Here is a 17,426-nt window from a genome sequence, read left to right on the forward strand (position 1 = left end):
GCAAGGCCAATCGCTGCGCTGCAAAGCTGTCGATCATTTCATGTACGCAGATGAACTCTCGTCGCCGGCCATCAGTCAGCTAGGTAAGCCTTCGCCTCGGAGCCAGACGACCATGGCCGAGCATCACCCTGAACGACAAAGCCCCATCGACGCCCACGGCATCATTGGCGATATGCGCAGTGCGGCGCTGGTCAATGACAAGGGCAGCGTGGATTTCTTCTGCTGGCCAGAGTTCGACAGCCCGTCGATCTTCTGTTCGCTGCTGGATACGCCCGATGCGGGGATTTTCCAGTTGGCCCCGGACCTGCCCGATGCCCGGCGCGAGCAGATTTACCTGCCGGACACCAACGTCCTGCAAACCCGCTGGCTCAGCGATCATGCCGTGGTGGAAATCACCGATCTGCTGCCGATTGGCGACAACGACGATGCCTTGCCGCTGTTGATCCGCCGGGTTCGGGTGGTCAGCGGGCAGGCGACATTTTACCTGCGTTGTGCCGTCCGGCATGACTACTCCCGCGCTGAAACCCGCGCGGTCGTCGATAAAAAGGATGTGCTGTTCAGCGCCAGTGGACAGCCGACATTGCGGCTGGCTTCGGATCAAGCCTTGAGCGTCGATCACGATGCAGCGGTCGGGCAATTCACCCTCAAGCAGGATGAAACGGCAGCGTTCATGCTCGGCGCCAGCGACGATCCGCGCTTTGCCGAAGGGGCCGCCAAGCTGTGCATCGAACGCACCCTGAAGTTCTGGCGCGACTGGATCGGCCAGTCCAACTATCGCGGTCGCTGGCGGGAAATGGTCAACCGCTCTGCCCTCGCCCTCAAGCTACTCACCTCGCGTCAGCACGGCGCAATCCTCGCCGCCGCCACCTTCGGCCTGCCGGAAACCCCCGGCGGCGAACGCAACTGGGACTATCGCTACACCTGGATCCGCGACGCCTCCTTCACCGTCTACGCCTTCATGCGCCTGGGCTTTGTCGACGAAGCCAACGGCTACATGCGCTGGCTGCGCGGGCGGGTCAGCGATTGCAGCGGCCAGCCGATGAAACTCAACATCCTCTACGCCATCGACGGCCGCCAGGAACTGCCGGAAACCGAACTCACGCATTTGTCCGGGCATGGCAGCGCAAAACCGGTGCGCATCGGCAATGGCGCGTACGACCAGATTCAACTGGATATCTTCGGCGAACTGATGGACGCCGTTTATCTGGTCAACAAGTACGGCGACGCGATTTCCCACGAAGGCTGGAAACATGTGATGGAAGTGGTCGATCAGGTCTGTGAGACCTGGCAGACCAAAGATGTAGGCATCTGGGAAATGCGCGGTGAGCAACATCACTTCCTGCACTCGCGACTGATGTGCTGGGTGGCGCTGGACCGGGCGATCCGCCTGGCCTCGAAACGCTCGCTCCCGGCGCCCTTCGCCCGCTGGGACCAGACCCGCCAGGCGATTCATGCCGACATCTGGGACAACTTCTGGAATGAAGAACACGGGCATTTTGTGCAGTACCAGGGCGGCACCGCGCTGGACGGCTCGATGTTGCTGATGCCGCTGGTGCGCTTCGTCAGCGCAAAGGATCCGCGCTGGCTCGCGACGCTTGAAGCCATCGAAAAACACTTGGTGCGTGACGGCATGGTTTACCGCTATCGCAATGACCATACGGGGATCGATGGATTATCGGGCACCGAAGGCGCTTTCGCTGCGTGCTCGTTCTGGTATGTCGAATGCCTGGCCCGCGCCGGACAACTGGAGAAGGCCCATCTGGAATTTGAACAACTGTTGCGTTACGCCAATCCGTTGGGACTGTACGCGGAGGAATTCGACAACCGTGGCCGGCATCTGGGCAACACGCCCCAGGCATTGACCCATCTGGCGTTGATCAGCGCGGCGAGTTTTCTCGATCGCAAGTTGAGTGGGGAGAAGAATTACTGGCAGCCGTAGTCATCATTTTTCGCCACATGCTGTAGGAAAGATCTCCACTTCAACCGCCGTTTGTAGGATGACCTCCTACGAACGGTAAACAACCTCGCCCCTTGCGGTTGAAGGGCTGGCCCGCACAATCGATTACTTTCGATACAACTGGTTGATGGCACGGCCTACAGAAACCTGCCAACCCCGTGTAACGCTTGACCCGCAACTCGCACTTACACCCCGAAATACCTTGTTGCCAGCTGTTACATCCCCCCCTACCATCCACCGCAACGGGCACAGCGGAGCTGTCCAATAAAAACCCGATTCAAGGAACCAGAATGAGCCAACGCATCCACCGCCAGATCGACGCCCCTCTGCGCACGGGCCTGACCCGCGACGAACTGTGGGAAGCCGCCGATAAGGGCCTGATCAAATGCTGGGAAATCGGCCGCCAGCGCGCCGCCCGCTTCCCCGACCTCGCCCAACGTTGCACTGCCGATGAACTTCCGGTGCTGGGCTGGAAAGGCGGGGTCAGTCGCAGTCTGAAGAAGAATGAAAAATACGGGTCGCTGAAATACCTCGCCCAGTGGCAAGGGTTGCGTGGGGAGGATCTGGATATTGATCTGGGTGCCGAGCGAGTCATGACCTGTTCGCGGACGAAAATGGTGGTGACGTTTACGCCGGATCGCAGCAAGTATTTCAATCAGGTGGCGGAAGCTGAAACTTGAGGAATCCCGTATGACCCAAGCCGTGATGCAACTTTGCAAGACTGAAAGTCTGACCATCGCCTATGAGCATCATGGCCCGGAAAACGGTACGCCGGTCATCCTCCTCCACGGCTTCCCCTACTCCCCCCGCGCCTACGATGAAATCGCTGCCCCCCTCGCCGTCAAAGGCTACCGGGTGATCGTGCCGTACCTGCGTGGTTACGGGCCGACCCGTTTCAACAGCCCGGACACGCTGCGCTCCGGCCAGCAAGCGGCGCTGGCGCAGGATCTGCTGGACCTGATGGATGCGCTGGGTATCGAGCAAGCGACGTTGTGCGGTTATGACTGGGGCGGTCGGGCGGCGTGCATTGTGGCGGCACTGTTCCCGGAGCGCGTGCGCGGCTTGGTCACGGGCGATGGCTACAACCTGCAGGACATTCCGAACTCGACCCAACCGCTGGATCCGCAGAGCGAGCATCGCTTCTGGTATCAGTACTACTTCCACACGCCCCGTGGCGTTGAAGGGCTGACGCAGAATCGTCGGGCGCTGTGCGAGTTGCTGTGGCAGTTGTGGTCGCCGACCTGGGCGCGGAACGCCGAGCGTTATCCGTTGAGTGCACCGGCGTTCGACAACCCTGATTTCGTTGAGGTGGTGATTCACTCCTATCGCCATCGGTTCATGTATGCACCGGGCGATCCGGCGCAGGAGTGGATGGAGCAGGCACTGGAGAAGCAACCGGCGATCAGCGTGCCGACGATTTCGCTGTGCGGTGCCGATGATGGCGTCGGACCGGCGCCGGTAGACGATGAAGATGCGCACCACTTCACCGGGCCTTATGAGCGGCGGGTGCTGGCGGGTGTCGGGCACAACCTTCCCGAGGAGGCGCCGGGTGAAACGCTCAAGGCATTACTGGATCTGCTCCAGCGCTGACCGAAAACCGCTCCCGATACGCCTGCGGCGTCACACCCATGGCCCGCAGAAAACTGCGGCGTAACGTCTCTTCACTGCCAAATCCACAATTGGCCGCGACCCGTTTGACCGGCAGACCGGTATCGCTCAGCAACCGGCGGGCGGTTTCGACGCGGATCAGTTCGATGGCGCGGGCCGGGGTCTGGCCGGTATCGGCGCGGTAGTGGCGCACGAAGCTGCGTTCGCTCATGCCGGCCTGTTCGGCGAGGGTCGGGATGCCCAGATCGCAAGTCAGGTGTTCGGCAATCCACGCGTGTAAATCATCGAAGCGGTTGCCCTGTTTTTGCAGCGACAGCGTCACGCTGAATTGCGACTGCCCGCCCGGTCGCTTGAGGAACACCACCAGTTGCCGGGCGACGTCCAGGGCCATGTCGCGACCGAGGTCGTCTTCGACCATGGCCAGCGCCAGGTCGATGCCGGCGGTGACACCCGCCGAGGTCCAGACCGGGCCGTCGTTGATGAAGATCGGATTGGGCTCGACCTGCAAGCGTGGGTGCTGCTGCGCCAGTTGTTCGCAGCGGGTCCAGTGGGTGACGACTCGGCGACCGTCGAGCCAGCCGCTGGCCGCCAGCAGAAATGCGCCGGTGCAGACCGAGGCCACGCGCCGGCAGCCGTTCGCATGCTCACGCACCCAACTCACCAACGCGGCATCTTCCGCAGCGGCGTAGACGCCCCAGCCGCCGGCAATGATCAGCGTATCGCTGGGCTGTTTCGGCAGCGATTCGGCCAGCATCGCCAACCCGGCAGAAGAGTTCACCGCCCCACCGCCGCTGGCGATGACCGTTGGTGCGTACGGCGCAGGCAGACCCTGCTGGCGGGCAATGTCGTTGGCCGAGGCGAAGACCTGCAACGGCCCGGTGACATCGAGCAGTTGCACATTGGCGAACGCGAGGACGTGGATGGTTTTCGGCATTTGGCGTAATTCGTGGGCTGATTGGCGTATGCGCCAAAACCTACGCGCCTACAGTGAAGCCGTCCACCCCTTTTCACGGAGATGAATCATGGCGTTGCAGATCGGTTTTCTGTTGTTTCCCCAGGTGCAGCAACTCGACCTGACCGGCCCGTATGACGTGCTGGCCTCGTTGCTGGACGTGCAGGTGCATCTGATCTGGAAGGATCTGGTGCCGGTCACCGCCAGCACCGGGCTGGTGCTGAAACCGACCACCACGTTCGAGGACTGCCCGGATCTGGATGTGATCTGCGTTCCCGGCGGCGCAGGCGTCGGGCCGTTGATGGAAGATGAGCAGACGCTGTCGTTCATCAAGACACAAGCTGCGCAGGCGCGGTACGTGACATCGGTGTGTACGGGTTCGCTGGTACTTGGGGCGGCGGGTCTGTTGCAGGGCAAACGGGCGACCACGCACTGGGCTTATCACGATCTACTGCCGACACTGGGCGCAATTGCGGTGAAGGATCGGGTGGTGCGCGATGGCAATCTGTTCACCGGGGGTGGCATCACGGCCGGGATCGATTTCGCGCTGACGCTGGCGCAGGAACTGGTGGGTGTCGATACGGCGCAACTGGTGCAGTTGCAGCTGGAATATGCGCCGGCGCCGCCGTTTGATTCGGGCAGTCCGGAGACGGCGCCGAGTGCTGTTGTCGATGAGGCGCGCAAACGTGCAGCACCGTCGCTGAAACTGCGCCGGGAAATCACCGAGCGCGCGGCGGCGAAGCTCAACCTGCGCTGATTCGTGCGCAGCACAGGCCCTGTGGGGACCCACCCACAGGGCCTGCGTCCCGGTTTTCCCCTGCACCTTCACTTGTCCCCTCGCCCCCACCCGTGTAGAAAGCCTGTCCACAAATCGTGCACAAGGACTTTCCATGACAGCTCTGCCATGGCTCTATCTCGGGCTTCTCAGCCTTGGTTACGGATTGGCGCTGAGCTTTGGCCAGCTCGGCTGGCTGGCGCTGATCTCCATCGCACTGCTGGTTTTCGCCGGTTACGCCGTGCGCCAGCAAACCGTGCCGGTCGGGCGTTTTCTCGGCCATGGCCTGTTTATCGTGCTGGCCGTGGCGCTGGCCCTGCACTGGCTGCCGGGCTTCTATAACGGCCGGGCCATTCCGGCGCAGCGCTTCACTGACAACGCCGTGCCGTTCTCGATGTTCGTGAATCTGGACAAACCGCTGATTGGCTTCTGGCTGTTGCTGGTCTGCCCATGGATCGTCGCACGGCGGTCGTTGCGCCTGACCGTTTACGCCACCGCACTGGCACTGACGTTGAGCGTGATCCTGGCGCTGGGCGGCGCGGTGTTGCTGGGCATGATCACCTGGGCGCCGAAATGGCCGGATCAGGCGTGGCTGTGGGTGCTGAACAACCTGCTGCTGGTGACACTGGTCGAAGAAGCGCTGTTTCGCGGCTATATACAGGGCGGCCTCAGCCGGCATTTCAAACACTTGCCCTACGGCGAAAACCTCGCGCTGCTGCTGGCGTCCCTGCTGTTCGGCCTGGTGCATGTGGGCGCCGGCTGGCAATGGGTGTTGCTGGCGGGCCTGGCGGGTGTCAGCTATGGTCTGGCCTACCGTTTTGGCGGGCTCGGCGCGGCGATCATGACGCACTTTGGTCTGAACCTGCTGCATTTCGGCCTGTTCACCTATCCGATGCTCGCAGGTTGAAGCAAGCCCCGTTTTGCGACGCCGTACTTATAAATGAAAAAAAACTTCAACAAATCGCCGACCCCGCCGACAACCTTTCAAAGCCTTGCGGATTGAAAAACCATGCGTAATAACCAGCCCATTACACAACGCGAACGGACTTTCCCGGCTCAGCAACGGTTGATTTCCACAACCGACGCCAAGGGCGTGATCACCTACTGCAACGACGCTTTCGTCGAAATCAGCGGGTTTTCGCGTGAGGAACTGATCCGTGCGCCGCACAACCTGGTTCGTCACCCCGACGTCCCAGCTGCGGTGTTTTCGCACATGTGGGGCACACTGAAACAAGGCTTGCCATGGATGGGCATTGTCAAGAATCGCTGCAAGACCGGTGATCATTACTGGGTGAACGCCTATGTAACGCCGGTGTTCGATGGCAGTCAGGTGGTCGGTTACGAGTCGGTGCGGGTCAAGCCGTCCGCCGAACAGATCCGCCGTGCCGAAGCGCTCTACCAACGCATCAACCAGGGCAAGTCGGCGATTCCTTCGAGCGACAAATGGCTGCCAATTGTGCAGGACTGGCTGCCGTTCATTCTGGTCAGCCAGTTGAGCTTCATGATCGGCGCCACCCTGAACTCGCAGTGGGGCTTCGCCCTCGCTGCCGGTCTGTCGGTGCCGCTGGGTCTGTTGGGCTTGCAATGGCAGCAACGTGGGCTCAAGCGCCTGCTGCGTCTGGCCGAGCAGACCACCTCCGACCCGTTGATCGCGCAGATGTACACCGACAGCCGTGGCGCCCAGGCGCGTCTGGAAATGTCAATCCTCAGCCAGGAAGCCCGCCTGAAAACCTGTCTGACCCGTCTGCAGGACACCGCCGAGCACCTGACCGATCAGGCCAAACAGTCCGACAGTCTGGCGCACAACAGCTCCATCGGCCTGGAACGCCAGCGCGTGGAAACCGAACAGGTCGCCACCGCCGTCAACCAGATGGCCGCCACCACACAAGAAGTGGCGAGCCACGTCCAGCGCACCGCCGACGCCACCCAGGAAGCCAATCGCCTGACCGGTCGCGGCCGCGACATCGCCGGCGAAACCCGCGAAGCCATCCAGCGCTTGTCGGTCGTTGTCGGTGAAACCGGCCTGACCGTCACTCAACTGGCCAAGGACAGCGACGAAATCGGCGGCGTGGTCGACGTGATCAAAGGCATCGCCGACCAGACCAACCTGCTCGCCCTCAACGCTGCGATTGAAGCCGCGCGTGCCGGCGAAATGGGTCGCGGTTTTGCCGTGGTCGCCGACGAAGTCCGCCAACTGGCACAACGCACCAGCGAATCCACCGGCCAGATCCACGCCCTGATCGCCAAGTTGCAACAGACTGCATCCAGCGCCGTACAAACCATGGAAGCCGGCCATCGCCAGGCGGAAGAAGGTGTAGCGCGGGTTCTGGAAGCGGATCAGGCATTGGTCGGCATCAGCGAAGCAGTGGCCAACATCACCGACATGACCACCCAGATCGCCGCCGCGACCGAAGAGCAAAGTGCGGTGGCTGAAGAAATCAGCCGCAACATCAGCAACATCTCGGAACTGGCGGACCAGACCTCGGAACAGGCGCATAACTCGGCGCTGTTGAGTGAAGAGCTGACGAAGACGGCTAATACGCAGTATTCGTTGGTGGAGCGGTTTAACCGCTGATTATTCTGGCAATAAAGAAACCCCGGACAGCGAAAGCTTCCGGGGTTTTTGTTTGTTGATTCCTACGATTGACGACTATTGCGGCAACCGAAGCTTGTCCAGCAGCCGATTCACCAGCAGCTCGTTCAACATGATCAACTGTTGCAGCGCCAGCAGCGGTTTGCGTTCCGGGCCTTTCACCGAGTTGGCGATATTGCCGGCCATGGCGTTGGCTGACGACAGTGATTCACTGGCTTCGACGAGCAGTGTTTCGTCATCGAGCGTGGGATCGACCATGTAGATGGGGCGGGCCTTGGGTGGGAAGTACTTCGGGATTTCAGGGCCTAGGTAAAAGTCGAGTGCGCGGTCGGCGGCTTCTTTTGTCTTTTGGGATTCGAGCGCGGGGTCGTTGGAGGTTGGATCGGTTTCTGGTGGGTTGGGTGTGGCTTTGAACATGGATAAAACTCCAATTCGAAAAATATGGGAGCCATCACCCTCGCTACCAAACGGCGGGTGGCGGCCATGCGCGGGTTGGTAGACCGGTCGAATTGGGAAACCCGGCGCTCACGAATGAGCCCCACGCACGCCCACCATACAAAGCTGCGCCTCAGAAAAGAGACAGCATTGAAGGTGTCGCAATAACCACAACTCGAATCGGGCTACCAAACCCAGTCACTTTTCAGTGACAGGGAAACGATATAGCCCTCTCCAAGTTGTGTAAGCCGGCGAATTCTGGCGTACGCGTAGGCAACGACGCAAGGTGTTGTAGCCCTTATGGCGTAACGGTTCGTGTACTTTAAACGTGGTCACTCGATCGTGTTTATTCGCTGGAAATGCTGGGCTGGGGGGCTTTCAGTTTTTGTGGTGTGTCAGTGAAATCCTTACCCCTCACCCTAGCCCTCTCCCCGAGGGAGAGGGGACTGACGGAGGTGTTTGGGTGAGGTACGCCGACATGGGATACCGAGTTGAACTCAGGTTTTTGAAAGCACCTCAATCTTAAAGAGCAAACATTCCGCTTCTCACCACTCAACAGGATGAGCGTTAGCTCGGATTGTAGTGGTCAACTAATCCCGGACACTCGGTACCCATTCAGTTTTCAAACTTCGAAACACGCGCTCCATCGGTGCGTTATCCCAACAGTTTCCACGACGGCTCATGCTCTGGCGCATGCGGTAACGCTACAGTCGTTGGCGAAACTGGCGAAACTGGCGACTGCCATATTGCGAGCCCTGATCCGAGTGGAGTAGCTGTCCTTGAGGCCGGCCACGCTGCTCGTGAGCCATGTCCAACGCATTGATCACCACGTCCGCGTCCGGTTTGCTCGACAGCGCCCAGCCCACAACTCGACGTGCGTAGAGATCCAGCACGACAGCCAGTAATGCCATTTTCCTCGAACCCAGACGTACGTGATATCGCCACACCAGACCTGATTGGGTGCCGGCACTTAAAACTCTCGATTCAAGATATTCGGAATGTCCGGTCGCTCAACCGTCGCTTGTTTGTAGGCATGTGATCCGGGTTGTTTACTGACTAATGCCAGTTCCCGCATCAGGCCACGCACCTTGAACCGTCCGATTTGACCGCCCTCTTTCTGCATCATCGACACGATACTGCGGCTGCCAGCGGCGCTTCGACTCTGCGTGAACAGCTCATTGACTCGGCTGCGTAACCGAAGCCGCTCAACGTCTGGAGTTCGACGTCTGAGGCGGTGGGCGTAGTAGCACGAGCGAGTGATATCAAAGACCACACAAAGCCAATCAATCGGCTCCTGGGCGCTCAGTTGATCAATCAGCGCGTGCGCTCGTGCTCTTCCGACATCAAGAGCGCGGTAGCCTTTTTTAAAATAGAGCGCGTTCACGCTCATGCGGTTGCGACCATCGTGATTATTGGACGCACCCCAATCGAAGAAAATAAACAGCGTGCCTTTGAGCAATATCGGAACGGTCTGAAGGACGTTTTGGTGGTGACGTTCGATGAATTGCAGGTTCGACTCGAAAGCATTCATCAAGCTCTGATGCCGAAGCCCCAAGATGAACCTGAGCCAATTGAGGACGAAGACTTACCCTTCTGAATTTGCTCGATATTGGCCTTCCATCGAGCCGCCTCTCATCCGTAACGCCGAAAATGATCGTGAATATCTGGACGAACCTTCAGAGCCAAGGTCATCACAGCCATTGATTGGCTAAGTAGTGCATCGTCTCTTTCAGAACCTTCGACGAAAATCGCATGACCGGCGCCACCATCTTGGTACTTCGCACCGTGGACAAGGTTGTTCCTCACACGGCGAATCGCAACAAACAGATCCGACGTGCGCGCCACGGCATTTGTATCTTTCCATCCAAGCATTCCATCATCGAGCTTCACTTGTTTTTTGGGAGGATTGGCAACTAGGACAGGAGCAATTTCTAGGGCGATGACATCAACCAGAAATCCCTGGCCAAGATCTCGGGCAAATTTATCCCAATCAGGGCTCACTCCATTATCGTCACCAATTGCATAGATGCCAGATCGCTTAAGTGCGCATTCGAATCTTGAGAAAACGACGAAAAAGTCTACTGCCAGCTTCGGCAGCTCTGCCCTGAGAGCCTCTTCAACCAAGTCCATATTTCCTCCAGAAAATCCGTTAATCCTGCGCAGGTATCGAGTGTTGCATCAATCTGCATCCACATTGGCCGCAGGTAGGAAAACGTGATGTGTAATACCTGCAAATTCTGACTCAGCACGCTTCTAGCCTAGAGGAAGTTCTCGCCGCCAGCGGGCTACCAAGCGCTTTTAGGTACTTGCCCAAATCCTGGAAGCCCGCCTCGTGCAACACTTGAGCGACCTTCGCCGAGCGCTTCTCAGATTTGGGCAAGAAGATCGCACATTGCTCGGTGTAAGGGCGAGGTAGAGCTTTCCAGTAGTAGGTGGCCTCAAAGTTTTGCATGGCCTTGTGGAAACCTAATTGGTGGTCGGTTTTCCAGGACATCACAAAAATTTCGAAGTCGCGGCGAAGACTTGCCACAGCTACTTGGTTGATGCCGTACGTTACGTATCTGCCGGACAAAGGCACTTTGATCTCAAGGCGCTTCGCTATGTACTTGGCTGCTGCGAAGTGATGAGAGCCACCACTGTTGATGAGGAAAACCCTCCCATCCCATTCCCACGTAGCGAAATGGTCAGTGGTCTTCTCTCGAGAAATGATGCGAATCTCATCCCAGCGGAGGTTTTCTTCAAGCTTCTCCTTCGTGACAGGGTTGATCATTTCCTGAGAATTTCGCACAACCATGGCGTCCGTACTCTTGAACTTGTGCAATTCGGACTTCGACCCCGAGAAACCATCAATCTCCTGGATCTCGCTGCTCCATTGCTCCTGCTCAATGACAGTGCCGAGATTCAGCAGATCCTCGCGCACGATGCTTGTGCTGCCATAGTTGTGATACGCGCCTGGGCATCGAGTCCAGCCACTGAGACGCCAACGGTGAAAATGATCTTCACTCAGTAGGTTTCCAAAATCATTCCAACGAACGATCTCGAATGCACCAATACCCTTTTCATACTCAACGAGGTGTCTGTTCAACCCGCTGTCTTCACGCACGAGGTTGATCAATGAGGCCGGATAACCGAAGTCCTCAAGCAGAGAATTTCGAAGGAATTTTACGGCCTTCCTTAGCATTTCAAGCTCCTATGTCGTTGCGAGTGAAGCGGAGATGGAGTGAAGAGTGCAAAAAAAAGCGTCACCAAACCAGCGGATAACGATTCAGCTCCCCATCACCCTACGAGCTTTACAAATCAGAAAATACTCCAATGATGGCTAAACTCCATCACAGTGGTTGGAGCGCCGAGATGGCTCAGCTAGAGTTCCGTCATCTATCAGCCTGGCGCACAGTCGCTGACCAGTCATCAGGGAAGAGAACATGCAAATTCAGCACCTGGAAATCGCGAACTTCCGCAAGCTCCTGTCTGTAAGAATCGACCTCGCATCTGAGACTACCCTCCTCGTTGGAGCCAACAACAGTGGCAAATCCTCAGCCATGTTGGCCTTACGCAAGTTCCTATTGTCGAAAGCATCGGTTTTCAGACTGCAGGATCTGACTCTAAGTCATCTCGCCACAATCGATGCGATTGGTGAGGCTTGGGAAGGTGCAGATAGTAACTTTCCAATCCCCGTGGCAAACGACTGGGCTGACTGGTTGCCAACGCTGGATGTATGGCTCGAAGCGTCTCAGGGTGAGCTTCACCACATCCGTGACCTCATTCCTAACTTCGCGTGGAAAGGCGGCCATGTAGGCATGCGGTTCCGCTTAGAACCGGATGAGATGACAACGCTGTTTGTTGATTACCGAAAAGAGCGGGAGCGTGTAAAGCTGCTTCAGCAAGAAATTCAGAATCAGGCGGCTCAAGGTACGGAACCACCGTCGCTTCCGCTCTGGCCGCAAAGCTTGCATGACTACCTGAATCGACGAATTGGTAGAACCTTCAAAATTCGATGGTACCGCCTTGATCCAGGCCAGCTCCAAGCCCCCGATCCGGTAACTCGTAAAGCGAACCAGCAAGCGCTCGCGGCCACTGCAACGCCACTTGAGCGCAACCCCCTTAATGACCTGATTCGAATCCATGAGATCAATGCTCAACGCGGCTTCGGTGACAGCGCTGACGAGAGCGTCTTGGAAGGAGGAAATGGTTCGGGCAGGAAACTCTCGGAGCAACTACGAGCGTACTACAGCAGACACCTTGATCCAGGCGATAGCCCAGATGTTTCAGATTTGGAGGCGCTCAGAGCAATCGAGGCAGCTCAGACTGCCTTTGACACACGCTTGAGCACGAGCTTCGCGCCAGCGCTACAGGAAGTGGCCGGCTTGGGCTATCCGAACAACTCCGATCCGTCCATCCGAGTAGCCACACGCCTCGCCCCTACGGACGGGATGAATCACGAAGCCGCTGTGCTGTTTGAGCTGGATTCTGTCGGAGGAGCTCCAGGAGCGCCGGCTCTCAGGCTTCCCGAGACGTCCAACGGACTGGGATATCAGAATCTCATCTCGATGATATTCCGATTGATGGCATTTCGGGATGAATGGCTGAAGAAGTACAGGACGCTTGAAGAGCAGAGCGCGACAGGAGTTGAGCCTATCCACTTAGTTCTCATCGAGGAACCGGAGGCTCACCTGCACGTCCAGGTTCAGCAAGCATTCATAAAACACGCCTACCACGTGCTGTGCAGCGATCCACTGCTAGCGAAATACACCAACCTCAGAACACAGCTAGTAGTCAGCTCTCACTCCAGCCATGTGGCTCATGAGATTGACTACGAAAACCTAAGGTACTTCCGCAGACTCCCCTCTGGCATGGCCGGAGTACCAATTCCGGTCTCTACCGTGTCGAACCTTAGTACCGTCTTCGGCAAGCCAAATCAAACAAAGGAATTTGTTACCCGTTACCTTCGCGCCCAACATGCCGACCTATTTTTTGCGGATGCGGTGATCCTGGTCGAGGGAGCTGCTGAACGCATGATGCTTCCTCATTTTTTGAGGCAGCACTTCCGCTTTCTTGACCAGTGCTACATCACCATCTTGGATATCGGGGGAAGCCACGCGCATCGTCTCCGGCCACTGATCGACGCATTGGGTATTGTCACTCTGGTGATAACCGACTTGGACGCTGGAATCCTTCAAGTCGGCAAGCCTGTCGAGCGGAAAAAAGGCCAATCCACTAACAACCCAACAGTGCGTCATTGGATGCGAGCGGCAGGCCTTGGACATGACGTGGATTCGTTACTGGATCTTCCCTTCGAAAGTAAAGCCCAGCAGATTGACGATCTGTTTTCGATCAGGATCGCGTATCAAACGCCCATTACCATCCGCCTACCCAAAACCGGGATGGACGTCGAAACATTACCAAATACGTTTGAAGATAGCCTCGTACTGAGCAACACCGAGCATTTTACAGGCAAAGTGGGACGAGGGCTGACGCGATCCTTTGCCAAGGCGCTACGTGAATCCGAGACATCCCTCGAGCTTGGCGCAGAGATGTTCACCAAGCTCAAGGATGGTGATAAGGCTGAGTTCGCTTTGCACGTTCTCGGCGACTCCAATTTTGCCAAATTGACCATACCAACCTATATCCATGAAGGCTTGGCGTGGCTCCAGTCAAAGTTAGAAAGAAAAAGCAAAGAGCTTTTGGTCATCCCATCAGCTAGCGTCGAGGTAACTCCATGACCACTCAGCCAGACGCCGCGATGAAAGATGTTCCAGATGCCGATCAGGTTATCCAGGAATGCCTAAGTCTCGATCATCCGAAAAGTTTTTTCCTATACGCCGGCGCTGGCTCTGGAAAAACCCATTCGCTAGTCGAGTCCGTGAAAAATCTAAAGAATAGGGAGCGGCAACGACTGACGTTTGAAGGGCGTCAAATCGCAATCATCACCTATACCAATGCAGCGTGCGAAGAAATTGCCCGCCGTCTTGAACACGATCCGCTGGTAGTTGTGTCAACCATTCACGCCTTCTCTTGGCGGATGATTCAAGGCTTCAATGACGACATTCGTGAGTGGCTTCGAATCAAGCTCACCGAAGACATCGAAGAGCTTAATGAGAAGCTCGGAAAAGCCCGAAGTCAAAACAAGACCTTTCTATCAAACCAGGCTTCGAGGGATAGCAAAGTTCGTAGGCTCGACGCTCTGGATGAGATAACGACATTCACTTACAGCCCTACCGGCGACAATCGCGGTAGGCAAGCTCTAAATCATAGTGAAGTCATCCAAATGGCCGCTGCGTTTATCCAACAACCTCCATTGCTGGACGTTATGGCGGATCTGCACCCGGTACTTTTGATCGATGAGAGTCAAGATACCAACGGGCCACTCATGGACGCTTTTCTGCGAGCACAATCCCTCATCCCTCACCGTTTCTGTCTCGGGCTTCTCGGCGATACCATGCAGCGCATCTACAACGATGGAAAGGTGCGCTTGGAGGAAGCGATCCCTCGGGACTGGGCCATGCCAGAAAAGCGTATGAACCGTCGCTGCCCAACGCGGGTCGTTGATCTGATTAACGTAATTCGTGCGAGCGCAGACGCCCATCAGCAGCACTCAAAGCCTGATGCGATAGAGGGCACAGTTCGAATGTTTTGCACCCAACAGATACCAGGTCAAGGTTTCGAATTGGAGGAAGACATCGCACACCGCATGGCAGCCATCACCGGCGACGCTCAGTGGGCAGTTGGTAAAGACGGAAGAAAGACCCTGATTCTTGAACACAAGATGGCCGGACGCCGAATGGGGTTCGAGAATGTGTTCACACCGCTGTATGGAGTTGAGCACCTGCGAACGGGGCTACTGGACGGAACACTGCCAATCTTGAAACTGTTCTTCGAACGGGTAGCCCCAATTCTTCAAGCCTCCAGGACGGACAGTTTCAGCCTCATGGAAGCTGTGCGGCTTCAGTCTCCGCTTCTCGACTCTAAATCCATGAAAGAGGCGCCTGACCAGTTAGCCTTGCTTGAGAAGGCAGGGGAAGCTACTGAGTCGCTGACCAAACTGTTTGATGATAATGATCCCCTGATAGAAGACGTCGCTCATGTCCTGTACCAAACAGGCCTACTAGATATCCCCAATCGCCTTATTGAAGCTCTTTTGCTTGGCGCCACTACTGATGACCCTCCCGATACATCGGATCGTGATGCATTGGAAACCCATGCATACCGGGTTCTGCTAGGGCGTCCCTTCTCGGAAATGGCAGCGTTCGCTGGCTATACCGAAGGACTATCCCCCTTCGACACGCACCAAGGTGTGAAGGGGCTGGAGTTCCCCAGAGTCATGGTCATCCTCAATGACGAAGAGGCAGGCGGCTTCCTTTTCAGTTACGACAAACTCTTGGGTGTAAAGCCAGCTTCTGACAACGACGTAAAAAACCAACGCGAGGGCAAAGATGATTCCCTGGCTCGCACCCGTCGCCTGCTGTACGTCACTTGCAGCCGGGCTGAAGAAAGTCTCGCAATTGTGGTATACACCGCTCAGCCTGAGATAGCTAAACAACGAGTGATCGAGGCTGATTGGCTCAAGCCCGAAGAGGTCGAGCTTTTGTGAAGCTACCTACGAACAGCATGACTGCTCTTGAAGGTGTACTGAAGAGCCAAATGGCACATGACCTGACTTCAGTTGCTTATGTTCTGGAGGAACCCGGCACTGTCGATTACAAGAACGGTGTGCTCACTGTGCCCAGATTGCCACAAAGCAATACGCATTTGACTCTAGAGGCAGTTGGTAGCATTTTGCAGACGTAGTGTAATAAAGATGGCAAAGCTGGAGATACCAATCCATAAGCTACGCCTTAGGCCCCCATAGCTCGACCAGCGACCATTTTGTGGTGTCCACCTCTCTCAGGAGGTAGACACCCGTCATGTCCCGTATAAGACTCTTTAGGCATTTATCTGTAAAGCAGGAGCTCAGAATGGCAGATCTGCAAAAAGCATTAGCAATCATCAACAGCGGAAATATCGGAAGAGATGAAACAGAGGTGATCGACAGCGCTCTGGCAAGCACTTACGCAGCCCTGATTCCTGCTGACTCCGTTGACGCAGTGATTAGCTATATCGAAGCCAATCTTCTCTACAATACGCCTACTACAGAACAGTATACGCAACTTGAGCATCTGCTTGCTGAACTGAGAAGCACATCAAACTCACCATAAAGCCTGCTCCCGAAGCTCTACACAGTCTCAACGTTTATCTCTGGACAACCAAAGAGCAACTTCATGTTCAAAGTCATCCCTCAGAACCCAGAATTGGGATCAGTGACCCCCTACACAATTAAGAGCAAATGTAATTACTTGCGCCGACACTTCGACCGAGTCGAAAAGGTTTACCAAGAAGAAACTGAAGAACTGTGGAAAGACTGCCAAGCTGAGCAGGAGCGAACAAAAAACCACGAAGATGATAGTGAGCATGATTATAGGTATTCAGACGCTCTCAGAGAAATAGAATTCATCTCCCTTAGAATGCACAGATACTCTGCAGTCCTCGCAAGCTATGCATATCTAGAAAACAGCATGAGTAAGCTATGCACAATGTACTACGATTCAATGAAGCTGCCCTTAGCGCCATCAGAGGTCAAAGGCGAAGGAATAGTAAAGTTCAGACTCTACCTTGAAAAACTGGCCAAGAGAGATTTTGAAACCGCTAATAAGCAATGGTCTCACCTCACAACCTTGAACCTTATAAGAAACTGCATCGTCCATGCAGACGGCGATGCAAATCTAATTAAAAACCCAAAAAAACTAATAGATATAATCAGGAACAACCAAAATTTTAGCTTCATTGAGGAGCATCTCATCATGATGGATGCGACCTATATTCACTCAACAATAGATACCATCGAGAGTTTCCTGCTTCATCTATTCCAACCAGACTGCTGAGGTTTCCGCCCTTTCAAGCCCCAGATATGGTCGCCTCTGGGGCAATTGCTTTTTCGGTGCCCGTCGCGCGACGCACTGTGAACCTTCACTCAGAAAGCACCTTGCGTCGGAGAATTTTTCCGTAATTTAAAGCAACGGATGCCGAGAAGGCCATAAATTAACCCAAAAATGCCTGCTGGACGCCATCCACC

Annotated in this window: 14 protein-coding genes and 1 pseudogene; 10 read left to right on the top strand and 5 right to left on the bottom strand. The window is 56.1% G+C overall.

Annotation, left to right across the window (positions count from 1 at the left end; all coding sequences use genetic code 11):
- Positions 1-112: 112 nt before the first annotated feature.
- The 3 genes from AC1RME_RS14950 (at position 113) to AC1RME_RS14960 (ending at position 3,547) form a co-directional block, all read left to right on the top strand.
- Positions 113-1,939: a glycoside hydrolase family 15 protein gene (locus AC1RME_RS14950; protein WP_096822470.1), complete on the top strand. Its 1,827-nt coding sequence runs from the start codon at positions 113-115 to the stop codon at positions 1,937-1,939.
- Between the two features lie 308 nt (positions 1,940-2,247).
- Positions 2,248-2,637 (top strand): hypothetical protein, encoded by a 390-nt coding sequence (locus AC1RME_RS14955; RefSeq protein ID WP_096822471.1) that lies wholly within the window; start codon positions 2,248-2,250, stop codon positions 2,635-2,637.
- A gap of 10 nt (positions 2,638-2,647) precedes the next feature.
- Positions 2,648-3,547 carry an alpha/beta fold hydrolase gene (locus AC1RME_RS14960; protein ID WP_096822472.1) on the top strand — a complete coding sequence of 300 codons (900 nt, stop codon included), beginning with the start codon at positions 2,648-2,650 and terminating at the stop codon, positions 3,545-3,547.
- Here AC1RME_RS14960 and AC1RME_RS14965 read toward each other — a convergent pair.
- Entirely contained in the window at positions 3,516-4,499 is a 984-nt protein-coding gene (locus AC1RME_RS14965; protein WP_096822473.1) for a GlxA family transcriptional regulator, read from the bottom strand. The genes AC1RME_RS14960 and AC1RME_RS14965 overlap by 32 nt on opposite strands.
- 88 nt (positions 4,500-4,587) lie before the next feature.
- Here AC1RME_RS14965 and inhA point away from each other — a divergent pair, with 88 nt between their 5' ends.
- From inhA to AC1RME_RS14980, 3 genes are all read left to right on the top strand, one after another.
- Positions 4,588-5,274 carry an isonitrile hydratase gene (gene inhA / locus AC1RME_RS14970; protein ID WP_096822474.1) on the top strand — a complete coding sequence of 229 codons (687 nt, stop codon included), beginning with the start codon at positions 4,588-4,590 and terminating at the stop codon, positions 5,272-5,274.
- Between the two features lie 133 nt (positions 5,275-5,407).
- On the top strand, positions 5,408-6,199 hold the full coding sequence (locus AC1RME_RS14975) for a CPBP family intramembrane glutamic endopeptidase (protein WP_096822475.1): 792 nt from the start codon (positions 5,408-5,410) through the stop codon (positions 6,197-6,199).
- Between the two features lie 102 nt (positions 6,200-6,301).
- Complete coding sequence (locus AC1RME_RS14980) at positions 6,302-7,867, top strand: methyl-accepting chemotaxis protein (RefSeq protein ID WP_096822476.1); 1,566 nt, start codon at positions 6,302-6,304, stop codon at positions 7,865-7,867.
- Positions 7,868-7,942: 75 nt separating this feature from the next.
- Here AC1RME_RS14980 and AC1RME_RS14985 read toward each other — a convergent pair whose 3' ends face one another.
- From AC1RME_RS14985 to AC1RME_RS15000, 4 genes and pseudogenes are all read right to left on the bottom strand, one after another.
- Positions 7,943-8,302 (bottom strand): DUF6124 family protein, encoded by a 360-nt coding sequence (locus AC1RME_RS14985; protein ID WP_096822477.1) that lies wholly within the window; start codon positions 8,300-8,302, stop codon positions 7,943-7,945.
- A 617-nt stretch (positions 8,303-8,919) separates the two neighbouring features.
- Positions 8,920-9,716, bottom strand: a pseudogene (locus AC1RME_RS14990) (IS3 family transposase); the annotation flags it as partial.
- 236 nt (positions 9,717-9,952) lie between these two features.
- Positions 9,953-10,450 carry a hypothetical protein gene (locus tag AC1RME_RS14995; protein WP_096822478.1) on the bottom strand — a complete coding sequence of 166 codons (498 nt, stop codon included), beginning with the start codon at positions 10,448-10,450 and terminating at the stop codon, positions 9,953-9,955.
- Between the two features lie 112 nt (positions 10,451-10,562).
- Positions 10,563-11,501 carry a DUF6685 family protein gene (locus AC1RME_RS15000; protein WP_255261968.1) on the bottom strand — a complete coding sequence of 313 codons (939 nt, stop codon included), beginning with the start codon at positions 11,499-11,501 and terminating at the stop codon, positions 10,563-10,565.
- A gap of 241 nt (positions 11,502-11,742) precedes the next feature.
- On the opposite strand from AC1RME_RS15000, the gene AC1RME_RS15005 reads away from it, so the two are divergent.
- The 4 genes from AC1RME_RS15005 to AC1RME_RS15020 all read left to right on the top strand — a co-directional run bounded on the left by AC1RME_RS15005 (position 11,743) and on the right by AC1RME_RS15020 (position 17,235).
- Entirely contained in the window at positions 11,743-14,040 is a 2,298-nt protein-coding gene (locus tag AC1RME_RS15005) for an AAA family ATPase (protein WP_096822479.1), read from the top strand.
- Positions 14,037-15,908 (top strand): UvrD-helicase domain-containing protein, encoded by a 1,872-nt coding sequence (locus tag AC1RME_RS15010; RefSeq protein ID WP_096822480.1) that lies wholly within the window; start codon positions 14,037-14,039, stop codon positions 15,906-15,908. Before AC1RME_RS15005 ends, AC1RME_RS15010 begins: the two co-directional genes overlap by 4 nt.
- 364 nt (positions 15,909-16,272) lie before the next feature.
- Complete coding sequence (locus AC1RME_RS15015) at positions 16,273-16,512, top strand: hypothetical protein (protein ID WP_096822481.1); 240 nt, start codon at positions 16,273-16,275, stop codon at positions 16,510-16,512.
- A gap of 63 nt (positions 16,513-16,575) precedes the next feature.
- Positions 16,576-17,235 carry a hypothetical protein gene (locus AC1RME_RS15020; protein WP_096822482.1) on the top strand — a complete coding sequence of 220 codons (660 nt, stop codon included), beginning with the start codon at positions 16,576-16,578 and terminating at the stop codon, positions 17,233-17,235.
- Positions 17,236-17,426 lie beyond the last annotated feature (191 nt).

It is taken from the genome of Pseudomonas sp. GW822-FHT03F08 (assembly GCF_058801265.1).